This is a genomic window from Geobacillus sp. DSP4a (assembly GCF_013096875.1).
GTDB classification, from domain to species: domain Bacteria; phylum Bacillota; class Bacilli; order Bacillales; family Anoxybacillaceae; genus Geobacillus; species Geobacillus thermophilus.
Window position 1 is genome coordinate 1 of the sequence record NZ_SDLD01000037.1, and the last position, 17,877, is coordinate 17,877.

A 17,877-nucleotide genomic window follows, 5' to 3' on the forward strand; every position below is an offset into this window, starting at 1 on the left:
GGTGACGGAAGGGACGACGATGGCCCGGTTTGAGATCGCCGCGCTCGTCCGCCGATACCGCCAATTGGAGGCGGAGATCGCCGCACTGGACGCCGAGTTGAAGGCATTGGTTCAAACGACGATGGAGGGGCCGAAAAGCCTTGATAAATCAACATTTCTAGAGGGAGGTAAGTAGTGGTTATGTCATCCATTGACAAGCAACAAATCGCTGCCAGCGTTCCCCAGCGCGGCTTTTTCGGCCATCCGAAAGGGTTGTTTACGCTCTTTTTCACGGAATTTTGGGAACGCTTTTCGTATTACGGCATGCGCGCCATTTTAGTGTATTACATGTATTGTCAACTACCCCCACTTAGCTAACGCTTGAAGTGGGGGCTTGCAACTCCCCAGAAGTACAAGCGGACTTCGTCCTCCTTCCTTGACTTGGGGTTGCATCAGGGCAGGTTGACAACTACCCAACGACGCAGGTCATGCCTGCATCGTTACCGATTCTCTCGGTGTGTCTGTTGGCAGTACTTGGCTTCCACACACAACAGACGGATCTACGCTCGATGTTTTACGGTTACAACGTTTCCTGTAACCAACTCCATACATCGAGTAGCAGTTATTGGAGTGCCTTTATTAAACGGTTTTCTCCACGCCTTTATTATATCATACACAAAAGAAAAGGGGAACGCGCATTCCTCTCCCACTTACTCCCTTTGGTCGTTGAAGTGGGAGTCTCCTGCGCGAAATAGGATGAAGTATCGAAAGGCGGGCTCGGGCTTGATGAGCATCTGGCGCTCGCGATTATGTCGATTTATGGGGCGCTGGTGTACATGTCCGGAATCATTGGCGGTTGGCTTGCTGACCGGGTGTTTGGCACGTCGCGCGCGGTCTTTTACGGCGGCCTTCTCATTATGGCCGGTCATATCGCCTTGGCGATTCCAGGCGGGGTGGCGGCGCTGTTTGTGTCCATGGCGCTCATTGTCTTGGGAACTGGGTTGTTAAAACCGAACGTTTCGAGCATTGTCGGCGATATGTACAAGCCTGGCGATGACCGCCGCGACGCCGGATTCAGCATTTTTTACATGGGGATTAACCTTGGCGCCTTTTTGGCTCCGCTTGTTGTCGGTACCGCGGGGATGAAGTATAACTTCCACCTCGGCTTCGGACTTGCGGCCGTCGGGATGTTTCTCGGATTGATTGTCTTCATCGCGACAAGAAAGAAAAACCTCGGGTTGGCCGGGACGTATGTGCCGAATCCATTGACGCCAGCGGAAAAGAAAAAAGCGGCTTCCATCATGGCCGTAGGGGCGGTCGTGATTGCCGTGCTGCTAGCCATCTTGATTCCGAACGGTTGGTTCACTGTGGAAACGTTTATTTCTCTTGTCGGCATCTTAGGCATCATCATCCCGATCATCTATTTTGTCGTCATGTACCGCAGCCCGAAAACGACGGCTGAAGAGCGGTCGCGCGTGATCGCGTACATTCCGTTGTTCATCGCTTCAGCGATGTTTTGGGCGATTCAAGAACAAGGATCGACCATTTTGGCGAACTATGCGGACAAGCGGACGCAGTTGGATGTAGCAGGCATTCACCTTTCACCGGCTTGGTTCCAATCGCTGAACCCGCTGTTTATCATCCTCTTAGCGCCGGTGTTCGCGTGGATGTGGGTGAAGCTTGGCAAACGGCAGCCGACGATCCCGCAAAAATTCGCGCTCGGCTTGTTGTTCGCCGGCCTGTCGTTCATCGTTATCCTCGTGCCGGGGCATTTGAGCGGCGGAGGGCTTGTCCATCCGATTTGGCTCGTGTTAAGCTACTTCATCGTCGTGCTCGGGGAGCTTTGCCTGTCGCCGGTCGGCCTGTCGGCGACGACGAAACTTGCCCCTGCCGCTTTCTCAGCGCAAACGATGAGCCTTTGGTTTCTATCGAACGCCGCCGCGCAAGCGATCAACGCTCAGCTTGTGCGCTTCTATACGCCCGAAAACGAAACGGCCTATTTCGGCACGATCGGCGGGGCGGCGGTTGTGTTAAGCGTCATCTTGTTTTTGCTCGCCCCGAGCATTCAGCGGCTCATGAAGGGTGTTCGTTAATATCACGCTGATGTTTGTATCAACAGGGAAAACAGATGATCCAAAAGATTACAAATCTGTGACAGGATGCTCTGCGTTGGCAGAGCTTCTTTTTTTATTCAAAAAATATTTACATAAATCAAAAAATAAGTTCAGATGGTGTTTACAAAAATGGATTACGATGGAATAGAAAAAGAGGAAAGGGGAGAAAAGCGGATGGCGTTTCTTGAGCTGGTCGAGGTGACGAAATCGTATGGAGGCAAAAAGAGCGCGGTCGAGAATGTGAATGTCGCGATTGAATCAGGGGAGTTTTTTGTTCTTGTTGGCCCATCGGGATGCGGCAAAAGCACGATTTTGCGGCTGATCGCTGGCCTTGAGCCGCTGACATCAGGATATGTATTGATCGATGGACAAGTGGCGAATGATTGGCCCCCTCACGCCCGCCGGTTATCGATGGTCTTTCAAAATTATGCGCTATATCCCCATTTGACGGTGGAGCAAAATATGCGGATTGTCTTGCAGGCGCAAAAGGTGCCGAAAGAAGAACAAGTGAAACGTTGCATGGAAGCGGCGGAATTGCTTGGATTGACCGATGTGCTGCATAGGAAGCCGCGGGAATTGTCAGGGGGGCAGCGTCAACGCGTTGCCTTAGGGCGAGCGATTGTCGCGCAGACTCCGCTTTGTTTGATGGATGAACCGCTCTCCAATTTAGATGCCAAGCTGCGTGCGAAAATGAGGAGCGAGCTTCGACGTTTGCAACGTCAGCTCGGCATGACTGTGATTTATGTCACGCACGATCAGACGGAAGCGATGACCATGGCTGACCGGATGATGATTTTGCATGACGGCCGTCCGCAACAAATCGGCAGTCCGCTTGATGTATACAATAGCCCAGATAACACGTTTGTCGCTTCATTTATCGGAACACCGCCGATGAATTTGGCGGAAGCGCATGTGCTGAACCATTCCCTCTTATTGCAAAACGAGCGGCCCATCCGTCTTCGGCGTCGTTCTTTGCCGAAGGCTGAACGGGTGATCGTCGGACTGCGGCCGGAACATATTGAGCCGGCGGAATCAGGAGAAGAATCTATGGCCGTCAAAGTCAGCCATGTCGAGTGGCTCGGCAATGAAACGTTAGTGACGTTTGAGTTGGCAAAAAATCTTTATTGGACAGCACGATGGAATGGACAATGGCGCATCCGTTTGGGAGAAGTGGTGCCATTGACGTTTGATGAGCAGGATTTCCTGTTTTTCGATGCGTCTGGAAAGCGAATTGGAGCCCCGTCCATCAAGCGGGAGGAGGTGTGGGTTCACCAATGAATGAGCGTGTTTCAACGGTTCCCTCCCCAGCGCCATGGTCGGTCCGGACGAAGCGGGAGGCGCGGCAGGCCGCAATAAAATCGTGGTTGGAAGGGATGGTGTATCTTTGTCCTTCGCTCCTACTGTTTGGCGTGTTTCTCTTTTACCCGTTGGGGAGAACGATGTATTTAAGCGTGTTTCACACCGATTATCAAGGGCACCCGACGGAATTTGTCGGTTTGGCGCATTTTGTTGCTCTTCTTCAAGATGCATCGTTTTGGCATAGTTTGAAGGCGACGGTTCTATTTGCGGTGCTCACTGTCCCGACGACGGTCGCCGTTTCGTTCGGTTTAGCGTTGCTCGCTCATGAAACGCGGAAAGGAATCGGGATCTTTCGGACGATTTTTGCCTCTACGATGGGGATGAGCGTGGGAGTCGCTTCGGTGATTTGGATGTTTATGTACAATCCGGCGATCGGGATCATCAATCGTTTGGTGTCTGCGATCGGCGGGACTCCTGTTTCATGGCTTCTTGACCAGGACACGGCATTGTATGCGGTGGCGGCGGCGACGATTTGGATGAATATCGGACTGACCTTTTTATTGTTGCTGGCCGGTCTGCAAAACATCGATCCATCCTTGTACGAAAGCGCCCGCATCGCTGGAATGAGCTATTGGCGACAGTTGTGGACAGTGACTGTGCCGCTGTTGTCGCCGACGTTGTTTTTTGTCACGACGGTCTCGCTTATTCAAGCGCTGCAAACGTTTGGACAAATTGACTTTTTAACGAAAGGCGGGCCGGTGGAGGCTACGAATGTGTTCGTTTACGCGATTTACCGGGAAGCGTTCGTCAACTATCAGTTTGGTTCCGCGAGCGCGCAAGCCCTTGTCCTTTTTCTCATCATCGCCATCGTCACGTTTTTGCAGTTTCGGTTTGCTGAGAGGAAGGTGCACTACCAATGAAAATAGCGCGGGCAACGGCTCACTATGTGTTGTTATGCCTATGCTCGGTTGTCATCTTGTTTCCAGTGGCTTATGCTCTTCTGATGAGTTTGATGGATGGAGCCGCTATTTTGTCAGGACGCCTATGGCCTGAGAAGGGGACATTGGTCAATTATGAGGCCGCGTTTCAACAGGCTCCGCTTGGGAGATATTTATGGAACAGCTTTTTTGTGGCTTTCATGATTACAGTGGGGCGCCTCATCGTGTCAAGTCTCGCCGCTTTCGCTTTTGTGTTTCTCCGCTTTCCCGGTCGGGATCGGTGGTTTTACGTGTGCATTGCCACGATGCTCGTTCCGTGGGAAGCGACTGTGATCCCAAATTTTTTGACCATCCAAGCGCTTGGCTGGACAAACCATTACGCAGGACTCATCGTGCCGTTTTGGGCGATGGCATTTGGCATCTTTTTATTGCGGCAACAGTTTAAGCAAATTCCGCACGAGCTGTATGAGGCGGCGCAGTTGTCTGGGGTGGGGAATTTCCGCTTTTTTTGCCGCGTCGTGCTGCCGCTTTCAAAAACGAGTTTGGTGACGCTGGCTGTTTACAGTTTTTTGGACGCTTGGAATATGTATTTATGGCCGCTGCTCGTTACAAACGATGACCGCGTCCGCACCGTGCAGATCGGGCTCAAGCAGCTGCAGACGCAAGAGATCGCCAGCAGCTGGGGCGTCGTTATGGCAGCGGCGGTTATCGCGATGCTTCCAACTTTGTTGCTGTTGTTTGCTGGACAGAAGCAATTGCGAAAAGGGCTTATGCAAGGAGCGATTCAATAGCGAGGAGGAGAAACAAGATGAGAAAGGTTTTAGCCAGTTTCTTAGCTTTAATGTTTATTGGATTTGCCGCGGGATGCTCAAGCGAAGATGCGGGCGAAGCGGCGGGAGGCAAAACAGAAGTGGTGTTTTGGCATTCGATGAGCGGGGATTTGGAGCCGGTCTTAAATGACATTGTCGCTGATTTTAACCAAACCCATCCAGAGATTGAGGTGAAGCCAGTATTTCAAGGCACCTATGAGGAGGCGCTGACGAAATGGAATGCGGCAGCAGGGACAAAAGACGCCCCGACGATCATGCAGACGTTTGAAGTCGGAACAAAGCATATGATCGACAGTGGAAAGATTGTTCCAGTGCAAACGTGGATCGATAAAGACAAGTATGATGTCTCACAATGGGAGAAAAACATTGTCAATTATTATACCGTGAACGGGCGGATTTACTCGATGCCATTTAACTCATCCACCCCTGTACTCATTTATAACAAAGATGCGTTCCGCGAAGCCGGGCTTGATCCGGAAAAACCGCCTCTCACCTATAGCGAGTTGAAGGAAGCGGCGAAAAAGCTGACAAAGAAAAAAGGAAAAGAAACCGAACGGTACGGATTCTCGATTTTGAACTACGGCTGGTTTTTTGAAGAAATGGTGGCCGTACAAGGCGGACTGTATGTGAACAACAACAATGGACGGAGCAGTGATGCGACAAAAGCAGTATTCAATGGAGATGAGGGGAAGCGCGTATTTGAGCTGATCAGCGACATGTACCGAGACGGCACGTTTTACAACGCCGGTCAAAACTGGGACGACATGCGCGCCGCCTTCCAAGCAGGAAAAATCGCCATGTATTTGGATTCGTCCGCTGGTGTAAAAACGTTGATCGATAACTCGCCATTTGACGTTGGCGTTTCGTATTTGCCTGTCCCGGATGGCGTGGAACGTCAAGGCGTCGTAATTGGCGGCGCTTCGCTCTGGATGATGAAAGGAAGCAGCGAAAAGGAGCAAAAAGCGGCGTGGGAGTTCATGAAATACTTGACAACCGCTCCTGTCCAAGCTGAGTGGCATGTGCGCACAGGGTATTTTGCCATTAACCCGGCTGCGTACGATGAGCCGCTCGTCAAAGAGGAGTGGGCGAAATACCCACAATTAAAAGTGACGGTGGATCAGCTGCATGAAACAAAATCAACCCCTGCTACCCAAGGGGCGCTCATCACCGTCTTCCCTGAATCTCGGCAACATGTGGTGAAAGCGATGGAACGGTTGTACGAAGGAATCGATCCGCAAAACGCGCTCGATCAGGCGGCGGAAGAGACAAATCGGGTGTTGCAGGAGGCCGGAAACTGACCTGACCAACCGGACAAGCGTCCAGGTGGAGCTGCCGGACAGGCAAATCCAATGCTCGTTCGGGAAACCGATCTCCTTAATCAGTGAAGGGTTCTGCAAGGACCAGGCATGGACAAGGGCATTTACGTGTAATGTCATACGGAACGATTAGCGATGGCAAAAAAGATTGCCATCGCTAATCGTGTTGATCGGAAAGTTATTCTAAAAAATCAAATAAATAATTTTTTCCAAACTGTAGGGTGCGAAATGTAAGTTGTATCGATTTTATTTTCTTAAATATTGCTTTTTTATCTTAATTAGGCGAGAAGACTCCCACTTCAACGAAGCGAAGCGGAGTAAGTGGGAGATGAATCGCCTTAACTATATTTTGCTGAAAATAGGATAGATTCAGTAAAATATAGTATCATATAGTTAGATGGGAGGTGAAAACATGTATTTTTGTATCAAACAACAGCTAAATGGTTTGACCAAAGAAGAATACTTGACTCTTCGAGAACTGTGCCATATTGCCAAGAACATGTACAACGTCGGATTGTAAATTGGCAAACTTGTCATTGGCTATGCGGAAACATGGCAACGCAATATGAATCTAGGAAAAAAGACAAATCAAAACTTTGTCAATATTCCTCTCGGTAACATAAAAGAAAAACTAGAATATCTTTGTGAATTTTACGGCATTGAATTCTTGAAACAGGAAGAATCATATACGTCTCAAGCCAGCTTTTTTGACGGCGATGAGATTCCTGAATATAATGCCGACAATCCAAAAGAATATAAGTTCAGCGGCAAACGTATTAAGCGCGGCTTGTATCGAACAAAGTCTGGCAAACTAATTAATGCTGATGTCAATGGCGCATTAAACATCTTAAAGAAAAGTAAAGCTGTAGACCTGAGTGTCTTATGCTCTAGCGGCGAAGTGGACACGCCTCAAAGAATAAGGATTGCTTGAAGCAGTCAAACTTCTTTGGAAGCCCCCACTTCAAATTTTCGCTAGAAAATTAAGTGGGGGTAGTTCACCGAGAAGGAGTTAAGCGGCGGTGTCAATTTTCTTGTCTTCTCTCTTATGCAAGGAATCACGTTTGCTGCAGGAGTCTATGTCGTACTAGCAGGCGCACTGGTCACAGGTGCGCCGCCCATGGGGTACATCCTAACTCGATGGGACGGGGTGATGACACCCCCCTAAACTTGGGCGTTGTCCGAACCAGAAATGGATGAGGACGCAAACGATCCAAGAATCCCATGCCTTTAAGCGTGTGGAGTGTCAATCTACTTTCTTCAGCAAATACATCTCCTCCTCCACTTTCGCGATGCGGCCAAGTTGATAATCAAGCCGCTGATGAATCAGGGAGATGTCTTCTTTTGTCGCCATTTGCTCGCGAAGGCGGGAGAGCTGGTCTTTTGTTGCCATCTGCTCGCGAATGCCGACCATTTCTCCGCGGAGGCTGGCGATTTCATGGCGCATGCCGTCTTGAATGCTGCGCTGTTCGAGTTGATGGTCGCGGATCGCTTTGATCATGTCCGTGTTTTCTTTCATCTGCTCTTTCAGCCAGCGCAACTCTTCTTCCTGCTTGTCCATCCGCTGTTCCAGTTTGTCCATTCGTTGTTCAAGTTGGCCCAATTTTTGCTTCACCGTTTGCATGTCTTGCTTCAGGACGGACATGTCATCGACAAGCCCTTGAACAAGCGTCGTTAACTGCCGCAACAGCTCTTCCATGAAGAAACCTCCTTACATTATTAAAGATGGGATTCACTTGGGGCGTTTCGACCATGAAACGTGAGGAGGACAAGGTGTGGAATTCGGGGAGGAAACGCCTGCAAGCTCATTATATCATGGCTTGGCTAGGGCATCACTCCTAAATTGAGGGAAAGAAAAGGGATAAATAGGGGGTGTGTTGAATACGTCATTAGCAGAAGTTTTCGTCTTTTGAAGAAAATAGATGGATAGGAGAGGGAAGATGAACGCATGGATCAAGAGGAGAAATGCGGCGCTTATATGCATGGCGTCTGTCTTTTTATTTTCTTGCAGCAATGCGGCTGATCGCAGCGTCGAGGAAGTGCTGGCGGCGCCAACCGCGGGGCAAACAATCGAGCATCTACCGTTGCCGAGTCCGATCGATAAGATGGCGATAGCGTCAGCCTCTGCCAAACAAGCGGCGCCGAACCCGAACGAAGTGCGCATCACCATCAGCGCGGCGGGCGATGTGACGCTTGGGCGTGATGAAAACTACGGTTATGCGTATTCGTTTGATGAAGAAGTGAAAAAGCACGGGTTGCGCTATTTTACGAAATACATTGAGCCGATCTTCAAGAAAGACGATTTTACGACCGTCAATTTGGAAACGACGCTGACGACCTCGACGCGGAAGGCAAGCAAGACATTTCGTTTTCGCGGCCACCCGAGTTATGCGAAAATCTTAACCTATGGCGGCATTGATGCGGTCAATCTCGCGAACAACCATACATACGATTATTTACAGCAAGGATACAAGGACACGATTGCCAGTTTAAAAAAGGAAAACATCGGTTATTTCGGCCGTACGCTTCGGCTCATGAAAACGGTCAAAGGCATTCAAGTCGGGGCGCTCGGCTATGAAGGTTGGAGCAATACCAGCACGTTGCGCAAGCAAATCGCCAACGATATTCGCACGCTTCGGAAACAAGGAGCCGACATCATTCTAGTCCATTTCCACTGGGGAGTGGAACGAAGCTATGTGCCAAACAGCACGCAAAAGGCGCTCGGCCGCTTTGCGATTGACAGCGGCGCCGATTTGGTCGTCGGCCATCACCCGCATGTCATTCAAGGGATTGAGGAGTATAAAGGGAAGTTCATCGTCTACAGCCTCGGCAATTTTATGTTCGGCGGAAACAAAAACCCGAGCGACAAAGATACGTTTGTTTTCCAGCAGGTGTTTTCTTTTCAAAACGGCAAGCGGACGGCCAAAAAAGAAATCCGCGTCATCCCGTTTCGCATTTCATCGGTGACGACAAGGAACAACTACCAGCCGATGCCGTTAGCGGGAGGGGAAGCAGCCCGAGTGAAACGGAAAATTGTCTCGCTGTCGGCGAAAATCAAAAAGCCGACTTGGGCCGCGTACGAAGTGAAGTAAAAAAGGATGGCCCTTGTTTCGGCCATCCTTTCGCTTTTTGCAAGGTTAAGAGCGATCATTGATTAAGTTGGCGACGAGCACGTACCGCTGCGGAGCAGGGCCGACGTAGCGGAACGGATAGCACGTGGAAACGGTGAGTGTCGCTTTCGGCTTTGGAACGATGACCGTCCGGTCGTCGGCGTCGACGATGCGCACTTTGCGCACTTTATCTTAATTAGGCGAGAAGACTCCCACTTCAACGAAGCGAAGCGGAGTAAGTGGGAGATGAATCGCCTTAACTATATTTTGCTGAAAATTAGGATAGATTCAGTAAAATATAGTATCATATAGTTAGATGGGAGGTGAAAACATGTATTTTTGTATCAAACAACAGCTAAATGGTTTGACCAAAGAAGAATACTTGACTCTTCGAGAACTGTGCCATATTGCCAAGAACATGTACAACGTCGGATTGTAAATTGGCAAACTTGTCATTGGCTATGCGGAAACATGGCAACGCAATATTAATCTAGGAAAAAAGACAAATCAAAACTTTGTCAATATTCCTCTCGGTAACATAAAAGAAAAACTAGAATATCTTTGTGAATTTTACGGCATTGAATTCTTGAAACAGGAAGAATCATATACGTCTCAAGCCAGCTTTTTTGACGGCGATGAGATTCCTGAATATAATGCCGACAATCCAAAAGAATATAAGTTCAGCGGCAAACGTATTAAGCGCGGCTTGTATCGAACAAAGTCTGGCAAACTAATTAATGCTGATGTCAATGGCGCATTAAACATCTTAAAGAAAAGTAAAGCTGTAGACCTGAGTGTCTTATGCTCTAGCGGCGAAGTGGACACGCCTCAAAGAATAAGGATTGCTTGAAGCAGTCAAACTTCTTTGGAAGCCCCCACTTCAAATTTTCGCTAGAAAATTAAGTGGGGGTAGTTCACAGGTGAATGTGCCGGCGGACGTACGGACGATCAAGAGATCGCCTTGGCCGACTTCGCCAAGACGGCGGAAGACCGTGTCGCGATGGCCAGAAAGCACGCAGTTGTCCGCCTCTCCTGGCAGGACACTGCCGGCGTAATGGCCGACCCCTTTTTCCAACTCGTCTTCATCTGTACCGTGGTAAATCGCTAGGCTCATGTTGAGCTTCGGGATGATCAGCTCGCCGATTTGTTCACCGATTTTTGGCAGCTTTGGGTAGAGTGGATCCTGGATTTGAATCGGTGCGGCGTCCACTGATCGCTTTGTTTCAGCGGCCAGCGGCTTGACCGCTTCCAGGCCGCTTTTCCATTTCAGAGCACTAATGCCGACTGCGGCGATTCCTGCTGCGATCAAGCTTGCTCCAAAAAAGCGCACGAGCCGTTTCCGGTTCATTTATTTCGCCTCGGCTCCTTGGCGGAAGCGGACAAGGAATGCGCCGGCACCGATTAAGGTCAAACCAAAAAGCATATAAGCGGCATACGGGGATGCCGTCTTCGGCAGTTTCGCTCCGGCTTCGGTCCGCTTCAGCGGTTTCGGCGGCGCCGGTTTCACCACTTTTTCGATTTTCGCTGCCTGGCCGCTCTGTTGCAAGTCTTCGCCGATTTCATCGAATATGTCGGAGGCAAACATCTCTTCGGTCACGACAAAATCAGCCAGCAGCTCGCCGTCAGTGCTGTAAATTTCAACAAGCAAATCGTAGCCGTTCGCTGATTCCATTGTCAGCAGCGTCGACAGGCTGAGCGGCTTTTTCTCGCCACCTTTTGTCAAATAAAACTTCGCTTCCAGCTGAAATGTGGAAAGCAGGTCGGTCCATACATTGGCGATCTCAGCGATTTGCGTTGGCGATAGCTCCGTCACGCTCGTAAAATCGTACGCACCGATCGCCTCAAGCCGTTGGCCGATTTCTTCCATTTTCTCGGCGAATTGCGGATCTTCCATATTAAGCGATTCAAAATGGTTATAGAGCTTTTCCAACTCTGCGTCCGTCAAACCAAGCTCGTCTAAATCCGGAAGCAAGTAGTCGATGACGGCCTCCGACAGTTCCTCGACCGTCGCATAATTGTCAAGCGAATCGCCGTTTTTAGACAGCAGTTTTTCCAATTGCGTTTTCGTCATGCCAATTTCTTGTAAAAATTTGTTTAAATACTGCTCTAAAGCTGGATCGTTGCGTTCAATGGCGAACGCTGAAGCTGGCCATACAGTGGCTATGGATGCGGCCAAGGCAAAAGGAACGATGTTTTTCATGTCGTGACCTCCGTTTGTTTGTATATACGAATTCAGTATATAGGAACATGAAAGGGACGAATTTTGAAGGTTGAAAAAGATAGAAGATTGTAGCATAATATTTTTATTAACTAAATATTCAGAAATATAAAATAAAAGCGAAGCGTTCTTGGTACATGAAAAAAGATTTGATGCAAAAAAGGGGGGAGAATGGATGACGCAGATCGAAATGGAGTGGATAGGAGATGAAATGTACCGCGTTCCAATCCCAGTTCCATTTCCGATGAAGTATGTCTATTGTTACGTAGGTCGGGAAGCGGATGGATGGAGCATTGTTGACGTCGGCTTTCGCTATCCAGAGGCGATTAGCGCTTGGGAAGCAGTGTTTCGGCAGCTTGGAATCAAACCGCGGCATGTTCAGGCCATTTACATCACTCACTTTCATCCGGATCATTTTGGCTTGGCTGGGTGGATGCAACAGCAGACGGAGGCGCCTGTCTGGATCAGCGAGCCGGATTATGCGATGGCGGAACGAGTGTGGGGGGAAGAGAGCGTTCAGGCGAGCGAAGTGGGTGCCATGTTTCGCCGCCATGGTGTGCCGGATGAGTTGGTAACGGACATTGAGGAGAGCATGTGGAAGCTGTCGTTGCGCGTTAGCCCGTTTCCGGTGCTAACCGTTTTGGATCGTTCGGAAATTGTGCTAGGGCAGCGGCGATGGGCGGTCATCCCGGTCCCGGGGCACAGCGATGGATTGATCAGCTTTTATCAGCCGGAATCGCGCCAGTTGCTTGCATCAGATCATGTGCTTGATCGCATTACTCCGAACATTAGTGTATGGCCCGGCGCTTATCCAAATCCGCTCGAGCAATATTTTGCCTCGCTTCGCAAAGTGGAGGAACTGGAGGTGGATGTGGCTCTTCCTGCCCATGGCGCGGTCATTCGCCAATTTCGCGAGCGGATCAGCGACATTTTCCGCCACCACGAACAACGGTTGCAAAAAATGAAAACGCTAGCAACATCGGGGCGCACCGCCTATGAAGTGGCCCATCTTGTGTTCGGCCATAAGCCGCTGACCGCGCACCAATGGCGGTTTGCAGTGGCTGAGACATTGGCGCATTTGGAATATTTGGTGTCTGTCGGTGAATTGCAAAAAGAGGAGCATCGACATGCAATCGTTTATCGGCAATGACCGATGTCCAGCTGCTAGAGAGTTGGAATCTTTTTGTATTATTGTGTGGCGCATGGACGAACAAAGAAAGGCTTGAACGGATGGAAAAAGCAATGACTGGGCTGTATGATGTGAAGCGAGGCGATGTCGTTTTGTTGCTGAATGGTGAGGGGGAAAAGCAGCGAAATAGCCTAAGGAGCTGGCTGGTCAACCGTTGTCCATCGGTTTCATGAAAATTTGTCGCTCCAATGGGGCGATTACGGTGTATAATGGGGGAGGTGTAGGCATAGCAAAAGAGCCCTTGAATGGTGAGACAGGGAGATGAAACCGATGTGGCAATCGATCAACCGTCGGCTTGAGAAGGCGCTGCCGTTTCTTACGCCGGCGAGCGTGGCGGCCGGCATCTGGCTGGCGGACGAACTGCACGGCTATGCCGCGCTTGTGCCGTGGCTGTTTGCGTTGATGACGTTTAGCGGCAGTTTGCGCTTGCGTTTGGCCAATTTGAAAGAGGCGCTCATTCACCCTGGCCCGATCGCTGCGGCGCTATGTCTGCTCCATTTCATCATCCCGCTGTGGGCGTTTGGGCTTGGACATCTGTTTTTTGGCAGCGACCGTTGGACGGTGATCGGGTTTGTGTTGGCGGCCGCTATTCCGACCGGGGTGACAAGCTTTATCTGGGTGTCGCTCGGCCGCGGAAACTTGGCGCTTGCCCTTTCTGTCATTTTGATTGATACGTTTTTATCGCCCATCGTTGTGCCGCTGACGTTGCTTGTATTGGCCGGAAGCGTGGTCGAGCTCGACGTGGGCCAGATGATGCTCGGCTTGTTTTTTATGATTATTTTGCCGTCACTAGCCGGCATGTTCGTGGGCGAACGGCTGTCTGCTCAAGCGAACGAGCAGCTGGCGGTGGTGCTGTCCCCGTTTTCCAAGCTGGCGCTGGCGCTTGTCGTCATGATCAACAGCGCAGTCGTCGCCCCGTATTTTGGCCGTGTTGACGCCCGGCTGTTTTTCATGGCGCTGCTTGTCTTGGCGATCGCAAGCTCTGGCTATTTTCTTTCTTGGATGACCGCCCGTTGGCTCAGATTTGCCCCGGCGGACATCATCGCGTTGACGTTTACCGGGGGGATGCGCAACATCAGCGCCGGCGCGGTGCTCGCGATGACGTATTTTCCGCCGGCAGTCAGCGTGCCGGTCGTTCTCGGCATGCTGTTTCAACAAGTGCTCGCGTCCATATACCACCGCTTGTTGAACAAAACGTACCATTCACCAACGAGCGGCAGAGCGCCATACGCCGGAAGCGCCCGGTAGGGATGGAAAGGGCAGGCGGTATGCAGCGCCTGGCGGGAGCAAAAAGCGAAAAAACGCCCGTCCTAGGCGGGCGGGCAGGTGCGGGGAAAGCAAGCGGGGTGCTCGACGTCACGGCGTTTCGTCGCTGAGGCGGTCTCGTATAGGTTCTCGTTTCGGTGAACGGATGAGGTGGTGGCGGAGGGGGAGGTTGAGCTCCATAATCCCCTCGACGACTAGCCGGGCGATTTCTTTCGCTCCTCGTTTGTGAAAATGCGTGTTGTCTTCGATTCCGTGCGGATAATTTGCATGCTCGCCGGGCGCAAGCCATAGAAACAGCTGTTTCGTCTGTTCCGGACCGAGCTGTTCAAACCGCTGTTTGCTTTTCGCCGTCAAATCGATAAACGGCACGTGCTCTTGTTTCGCCAGCGCTTTCATGGCGGCAGGATAAGGCCCGTGGGAATCGAGCGCTCGTCCGTCGGCAGAAAAGCGCCGCCGCTCGACCGGAGTGATGAGGACAGGGGTTGCTCCTTTCGTGCGGGCGCCGTCAATATACCGTTTCAAGTATGATTGGTAGGAGGTGAATGGTTCGGTGTAGCGTGCCGGATCGTTCACCTTTTCATCGTTGTGACCGAATTGGATGAACAAGTAATCCCCTTTTTTCATTTCCCGCAAAATGCGGGAGAGCCGTCCTTCTTCGACAAAACTTTTCGCGCTGCGGCCGGAAGCGGCCATATTTTTCACCATGACGTTGTCATCAAACCAATCATCGAGCATTTCACCCCATCCGGCCCGGGGAGCGCGGGAGCGGGGGGCGGCGGCGACGGTCGAATCGCCTGCCAAGTAGATCGTTATGACGGCCCGTCCGCCCGTTTTGGATGCTTTTCCATCCGTGTCCGGTTGGGCGATGAGGGCAACGCTGGCGGCGATGACAGCCAAGCAAAGGAATGCGGCTTTTTTTCTTCTCAATCGGATTCCTCCTATCCGGCAGCTGCTCGTCTTTTCGGTTTGTTCCCCGTTATCGTTGCTCGCTGCCATTGCCTTTATGCGCCATTCGTGCTAGTCCACCGTTTGGAATCGGCGGTAAAATTCCCATATTATTGAAAGAAAAAGACCGTAACCGGCAACTGAATACCAATGGCTCCATTCGGCCGTGTGGGTGAACAAACCGTACGTCTCGGCTTTGGCCTCCAATGCGGCCGCCAATGTGCCGACAATGCAGCGATGAGCCCCATGCGCCCAAGGCGGCTAAGCCGCTCCATGAGGGCAAGAAAGAAGACGGTGCCGAGCGGAAGAACGACGGCCGTAAAGAAAATATCGATCGAAAAGACAGAAGGAAAGGGCCGTTTCGGGAACGCATACAGCCCTTTTCCCACGAAATACAAATCCAAATACGTCCCCGTCCAAGACGCAAGCAGCGCTGAAGCCACGTAGGCGCGGCGGCTAGCGCGCATGAAAGAAGAATAGCCAACCATCCGTACGAGGCCGTGATGGAACGCTGCCATGCCAGAGTGCAGCCACCTTCCATTGTCGGCGGGAAACGAAATGCGCCGGCACAAACATGCGCTTTTCTCTTTCTCTCACAGAAAAACCCGACAATTGCCGGGATTGAATCAGTCGGTTGATATATATAGAATATTTAGGTAATTATGAACAAAAAGATTCCGTTTATGTGAGGGGAGGAGAAGGATAGGATGATGAAAGGCTGCCGGGTGATGGTTGTGTTGCTCGGATTATGGTTTGTGTTCGGCCTATCGGTCCCGGGAGGGCGGACGGAAGCGGCATCTCCACGCGCCAATGATGCACCCATCGTGCTTCTCCATGGGTTTACCGGATGGGGGCGAGAGGAAATGCTTGGATTCAAGTATTGGGGCGGCGTACGCGGCGATATCGAACAATGGCTGAACGACAACGGATATCGAACGTATACGCTGGCGGTCGGACCGCTCTCGAGCAACTGGGACCGGGCGTGTGAAGCGTACGCCCAGCTTGTCGGCGGAACGGTCGATTATGGCGCGGCCCATGCGGCGAAGCACGGCCATGCGCGGTTTGGCCGCACGTATCCGGGGTTGCTGCCGGAATTGAAAAGAGGAGGCCGCGTCCATATCATCGCCCACAGCCAAGGAGGGCAGACGGCCCGTATGCTTGTCTCGCTCCTGGAGAACGGAAGCCAAGAAGAGCGGGAGTACGCCAAGGAGCACAACGTGTCGTTGTCGCCGTTGTTTGAAGGCGGACATCGTTTTGTGTTGAGCGTGACGACCATCGCCACTCCTCATGACGGGACGACGCTTGTCAACATGGTTGATTTCACCGATCGCTTTTTTGACTTGCAAAAAGCGGTGCTGGAAGCGGCGGCTGTCGCCAGCAACGCGCCGTACACAAGCGAAATATACGATTTTAAGCTCGACCAATGGGGGCTGCGCCGCGAGCCAGGCGAATCGTTCGACCATTATTTTGAACGGCTCAAGCGCTCCCCTGTCTGGACATCGACCGATACCGCCCGCTACGATTTATCCGTTCCCGGGGCTGAGACGTTGAATCGATGGGTGAAAGCCAGCCCGAATACGTATTATTTGAGCTTTTCTACCGAACGGACGTATCGAGGAGCTCTGACAGGCAACTATTATCCCGAACTTGGAATGAACGCATTCAGCGCGATTGTCTGCGCCCCGTTTCTCGGCTCGTACCGCAATGCGGCGCTTGGCATTGACAGCCATTGGCTTGGGAACGACGGCATTGTCAATACCATTTCGATGAACGGTCCGAAGCGTGGATCAAACGATCGAATCGTGCCGTATGACGGGACGTTGAAAAAAGGAGTTTGGAATGATATGGGGACGTACAACGTCGACCATTTGGAAGTCATCGGCGTTGACCCGAATCCGTCATTTAATATTCGCGCCTTTTATTTGCGGCTTGCCGAGCAACTGGCGAGTTTGCGGCCTTAAAACGAGTATTTTGCGAAAAAGCCATCTCGATCGGATGGCTCTTTTTTTTGAGGAGCAAGCTCTTGAGTTGTATGACGGCCGCGGATGTCCGATGGTATAATAAGGGCAAAGCAAGCGGATGGGGGAATGGACGTGAAGCCGCCTGAGCGGCAAAAGGAACGGTATACGTATCAAGATTATGTCAAGTGGGACGGACGGTGGGAGCTGATCAACGGCGTACCTTACAACATGGCACCGGCCCCTTCATTTGTCTACCAGTCGATCGTCGGTGAATGGTATGTCGCTTTGCGAGCGTTTTTTCGCGAAAAAGGATGTGCGGTTGTCATGGCGCCGTTTGATGTGCGGTTCGATGAACAGGCCGACTATGAACAAGCCAAGCATGTCGTGCAGCCAGACATCTCGGTCATTTGCGATCAAAGCAAAATCGGCAGCCGAGGCTGCGATGGTCCGCCTGACTTGGTGGTGGAAGTGCTTTCGCCGAGCACTGCGCTGAAAGATCGGAACGAAAAATATAAGCTGTACGAACAGTTTGGCGTCAAGGAATATTGGATCGTCGACCCGCTGCATCGGACGGTGGAAGTGTACGGCCGCGGTGAGAAAGGGTATGAGAAGCGGAGCGTCTTTGGCGAAGGCGATGTGCTCGTCTCGTTTTTGTTCGCTGATTTGACGGTTTCGCTGGCTGGCATATTTCAAAATATAGAGGGTGAGGGATAAC

The 17,877-nt window shown here is 51.2% G+C and carries 14 protein-coding genes and 6 pseudogenes; 14 read left to right on the forward strand and 6 right to left on the reverse strand.

The genetic code is table 11. The features are described from left to right. The 8 genes and pseudogenes from ETC02_RS12690 to ETC02_RS12725 form a co-directional block, all read left to right on the forward strand. Nucleotides 1–127 (forward strand): annotated as a pseudogene (locus tag ETC02_RS12690) (IS110 family RNA-guided transposase); the annotation flags it as partial. A 47-nt stretch (nucleotides 128–174) separates the two neighbouring features. Then, nucleotides 175–357, forward strand: a complete 183-nt coding sequence (locus tag ETC02_RS12695) for a hypothetical protein (RefSeq protein ID WP_050367387.1) — start codon at nucleotides 175–177, stop codon at nucleotides 355–357. A gap of 380 nt (nucleotides 358–737) precedes the next feature. Next, a pseudogene (locus ETC02_RS12700) lies at nucleotides 738–2,072 on the forward strand (peptide MFS transporter); the annotation flags it as partial. 195 nt (nucleotides 2,073–2,267) lie between these two features. Further along, nucleotides 2,268–3,371 (forward strand): ABC transporter ATP-binding protein, encoded by a 1,104-nt coding sequence (locus ETC02_RS12705; protein ID WP_033012400.1) that lies wholly within the window; start codon nucleotides 2,268–2,270, stop codon nucleotides 3,369–3,371. Further along, a complete protein-coding gene (locus ETC02_RS12710) occupies nucleotides 3,368–4,312 on the forward strand; it encodes a carbohydrate ABC transporter permease (protein WP_050367384.1) in 945 nt (314 codons plus the stop codon). Before ETC02_RS12705 ends, ETC02_RS12710 begins: the two co-directional genes overlap by 4 nt. Further along, nucleotides 4,309–5,121 (forward strand): carbohydrate ABC transporter permease, encoded by an 813-nt coding sequence (locus ETC02_RS12715; protein WP_020756023.1) that lies wholly within the window; start codon nucleotides 4,309–4,311, stop codon nucleotides 5,119–5,121. Before ETC02_RS12710 ends, ETC02_RS12715 begins: the two co-directional genes overlap by 4 nt. Nucleotides 5,122–5,138: 17 nt before the next feature. Next, a complete protein-coding gene (locus ETC02_RS12720; protein ID WP_014196063.1) occupies nucleotides 5,139–6,458 on the forward strand; it encodes an ABC transporter substrate-binding protein in 1,320 nt (439 codons plus the stop codon). A gap of 538 nt (nucleotides 6,459–6,996) precedes the next feature. Further along, nucleotides 6,997–7,407: pseudogene (locus tag ETC02_RS12725) on the forward strand (zinc ribbon domain-containing protein); the annotation flags it as partial. A 312-nt stretch (nucleotides 7,408–7,719) separates the two neighbouring features. On the opposite strand, the gene ETC02_RS12730 reads toward ETC02_RS12725, so the two are convergent. Then, nucleotides 7,720–8,172, reverse strand: coding sequence for a hypothetical protein (locus ETC02_RS12730; protein ID WP_171698312.1), 453 nt, complete (start codon nucleotides 8,170–8,172; stop codon nucleotides 7,720–7,722). Between the two features lie 241 nt (nucleotides 8,173–8,413). Here ETC02_RS12730 and ETC02_RS12735 point away from each other — a divergent pair, with 241 nt between their 5' ends. Then, nucleotides 8,414–9,565 carry a CapA family protein gene (locus ETC02_RS12735; protein ID WP_171698313.1) on the forward strand — a complete coding sequence of 384 codons (1,152 nt, stop codon included), beginning with the start codon at nucleotides 8,414–8,416 and terminating at the stop codon, nucleotides 9,563–9,565. A 45-nt stretch (nucleotides 9,566–9,610) separates the two neighbouring features. On the opposite strand, the pseudogene ETC02_RS12740 reads toward ETC02_RS12735, so the two are convergent. After that, a pseudogene (locus ETC02_RS12740) lies at nucleotides 9,611–9,772 on the reverse strand (sortase domain-containing protein); the annotation flags it as partial. A gap of 250 nt (nucleotides 9,773–10,022) precedes the next feature. Here ETC02_RS12740 and ETC02_RS12745 point away from each other — a divergent pair. Continuing rightward, nucleotides 10,023–10,433, forward strand: a pseudogene (locus tag ETC02_RS12745) (zinc ribbon domain-containing protein); the annotation flags it as partial. Nucleotides 10,434–10,502: 69 nt separating this feature from the next. Here ETC02_RS12745 and ETC02_RS12750 read toward each other — a convergent pair. Together ETC02_RS12750 and ETC02_RS12755 are read right to left on the reverse strand one after the other, a co-directional pair. Then, nucleotides 10,503–10,931, reverse strand: a pseudogene (locus tag ETC02_RS12750) (sortase); the annotation flags it as partial. Then, nucleotides 10,932–11,783: a processed acidic surface protein gene (locus ETC02_RS12755; RefSeq protein WP_050367380.1), complete on the reverse strand. Its 852-nt coding sequence runs from the start codon at nucleotides 11,781–11,783 to the stop codon at nucleotides 10,932–10,934. A gap of 193 nt (nucleotides 11,784–11,976) precedes the next feature. Between ETC02_RS12755 and ETC02_RS12760 the strand changes: the two genes are divergently transcribed. Both ETC02_RS12760 and ETC02_RS12765 read left to right on the forward strand, forming a co-directional pair. Next, nucleotides 11,977–12,951, forward strand: a complete 975-nt coding sequence (locus tag ETC02_RS12760; protein WP_042380885.1) for an MBL fold metallo-hydrolase — start codon at nucleotides 11,977–11,979, stop codon at nucleotides 12,949–12,951. 309 nt (nucleotides 12,952–13,260) lie between these two features. Beyond that, nucleotides 13,261–14,238, forward strand: coding sequence for a bile acid:sodium symporter family protein (locus tag ETC02_RS12765; protein WP_171698314.1), 978 nt, complete (start codon nucleotides 13,261–13,263; stop codon nucleotides 14,236–14,238). A 108-nt stretch (nucleotides 14,239–14,346) separates the two neighbouring features. Here the strand turns inward: ETC02_RS12765 and ETC02_RS12770 are convergent, their stop codons facing one another. Then, nucleotides 14,347–15,183 (reverse strand): rhamnogalacturonan acetylesterase, encoded by an 837-nt coding sequence (locus tag ETC02_RS12770; protein WP_171698315.1) that lies wholly within the window; start codon nucleotides 15,181–15,183, stop codon nucleotides 14,347–14,349. Between the two features lie 128 nt (nucleotides 15,184–15,311). Continuing rightward, nucleotides 15,312–15,719, reverse strand: a complete 408-nt coding sequence (locus ETC02_RS12775; RefSeq protein WP_253264146.1) for a CBO0543 family protein — start codon at nucleotides 15,717–15,719, stop codon at nucleotides 15,312–15,314. Nucleotides 15,720–15,911: 192 nt separating this feature from the next. Between ETC02_RS12775 and ETC02_RS12780 the strand changes: the two genes are divergently transcribed. Together ETC02_RS12780 and ETC02_RS12785 are read left to right on the forward strand one after the other, a co-directional pair. Next, nucleotides 15,912–17,162 (forward strand): esterase/lipase family protein, encoded by a 1,251-nt coding sequence (locus tag ETC02_RS12780; protein ID WP_050368680.1) that lies wholly within the window; start codon nucleotides 15,912–15,914, stop codon nucleotides 17,160–17,162. A 126-nt stretch (nucleotides 17,163–17,288) separates the two neighbouring features. Then, on the forward strand, nucleotides 17,289–17,876 hold the full coding sequence (locus tag ETC02_RS12785; RefSeq protein ID WP_033009467.1) for a Uma2 family endonuclease: 588 nt from the start codon (nucleotides 17,289–17,291) through the stop codon (nucleotides 17,874–17,876). Nucleotide 17,877: the final 1 nt, after the last annotated feature.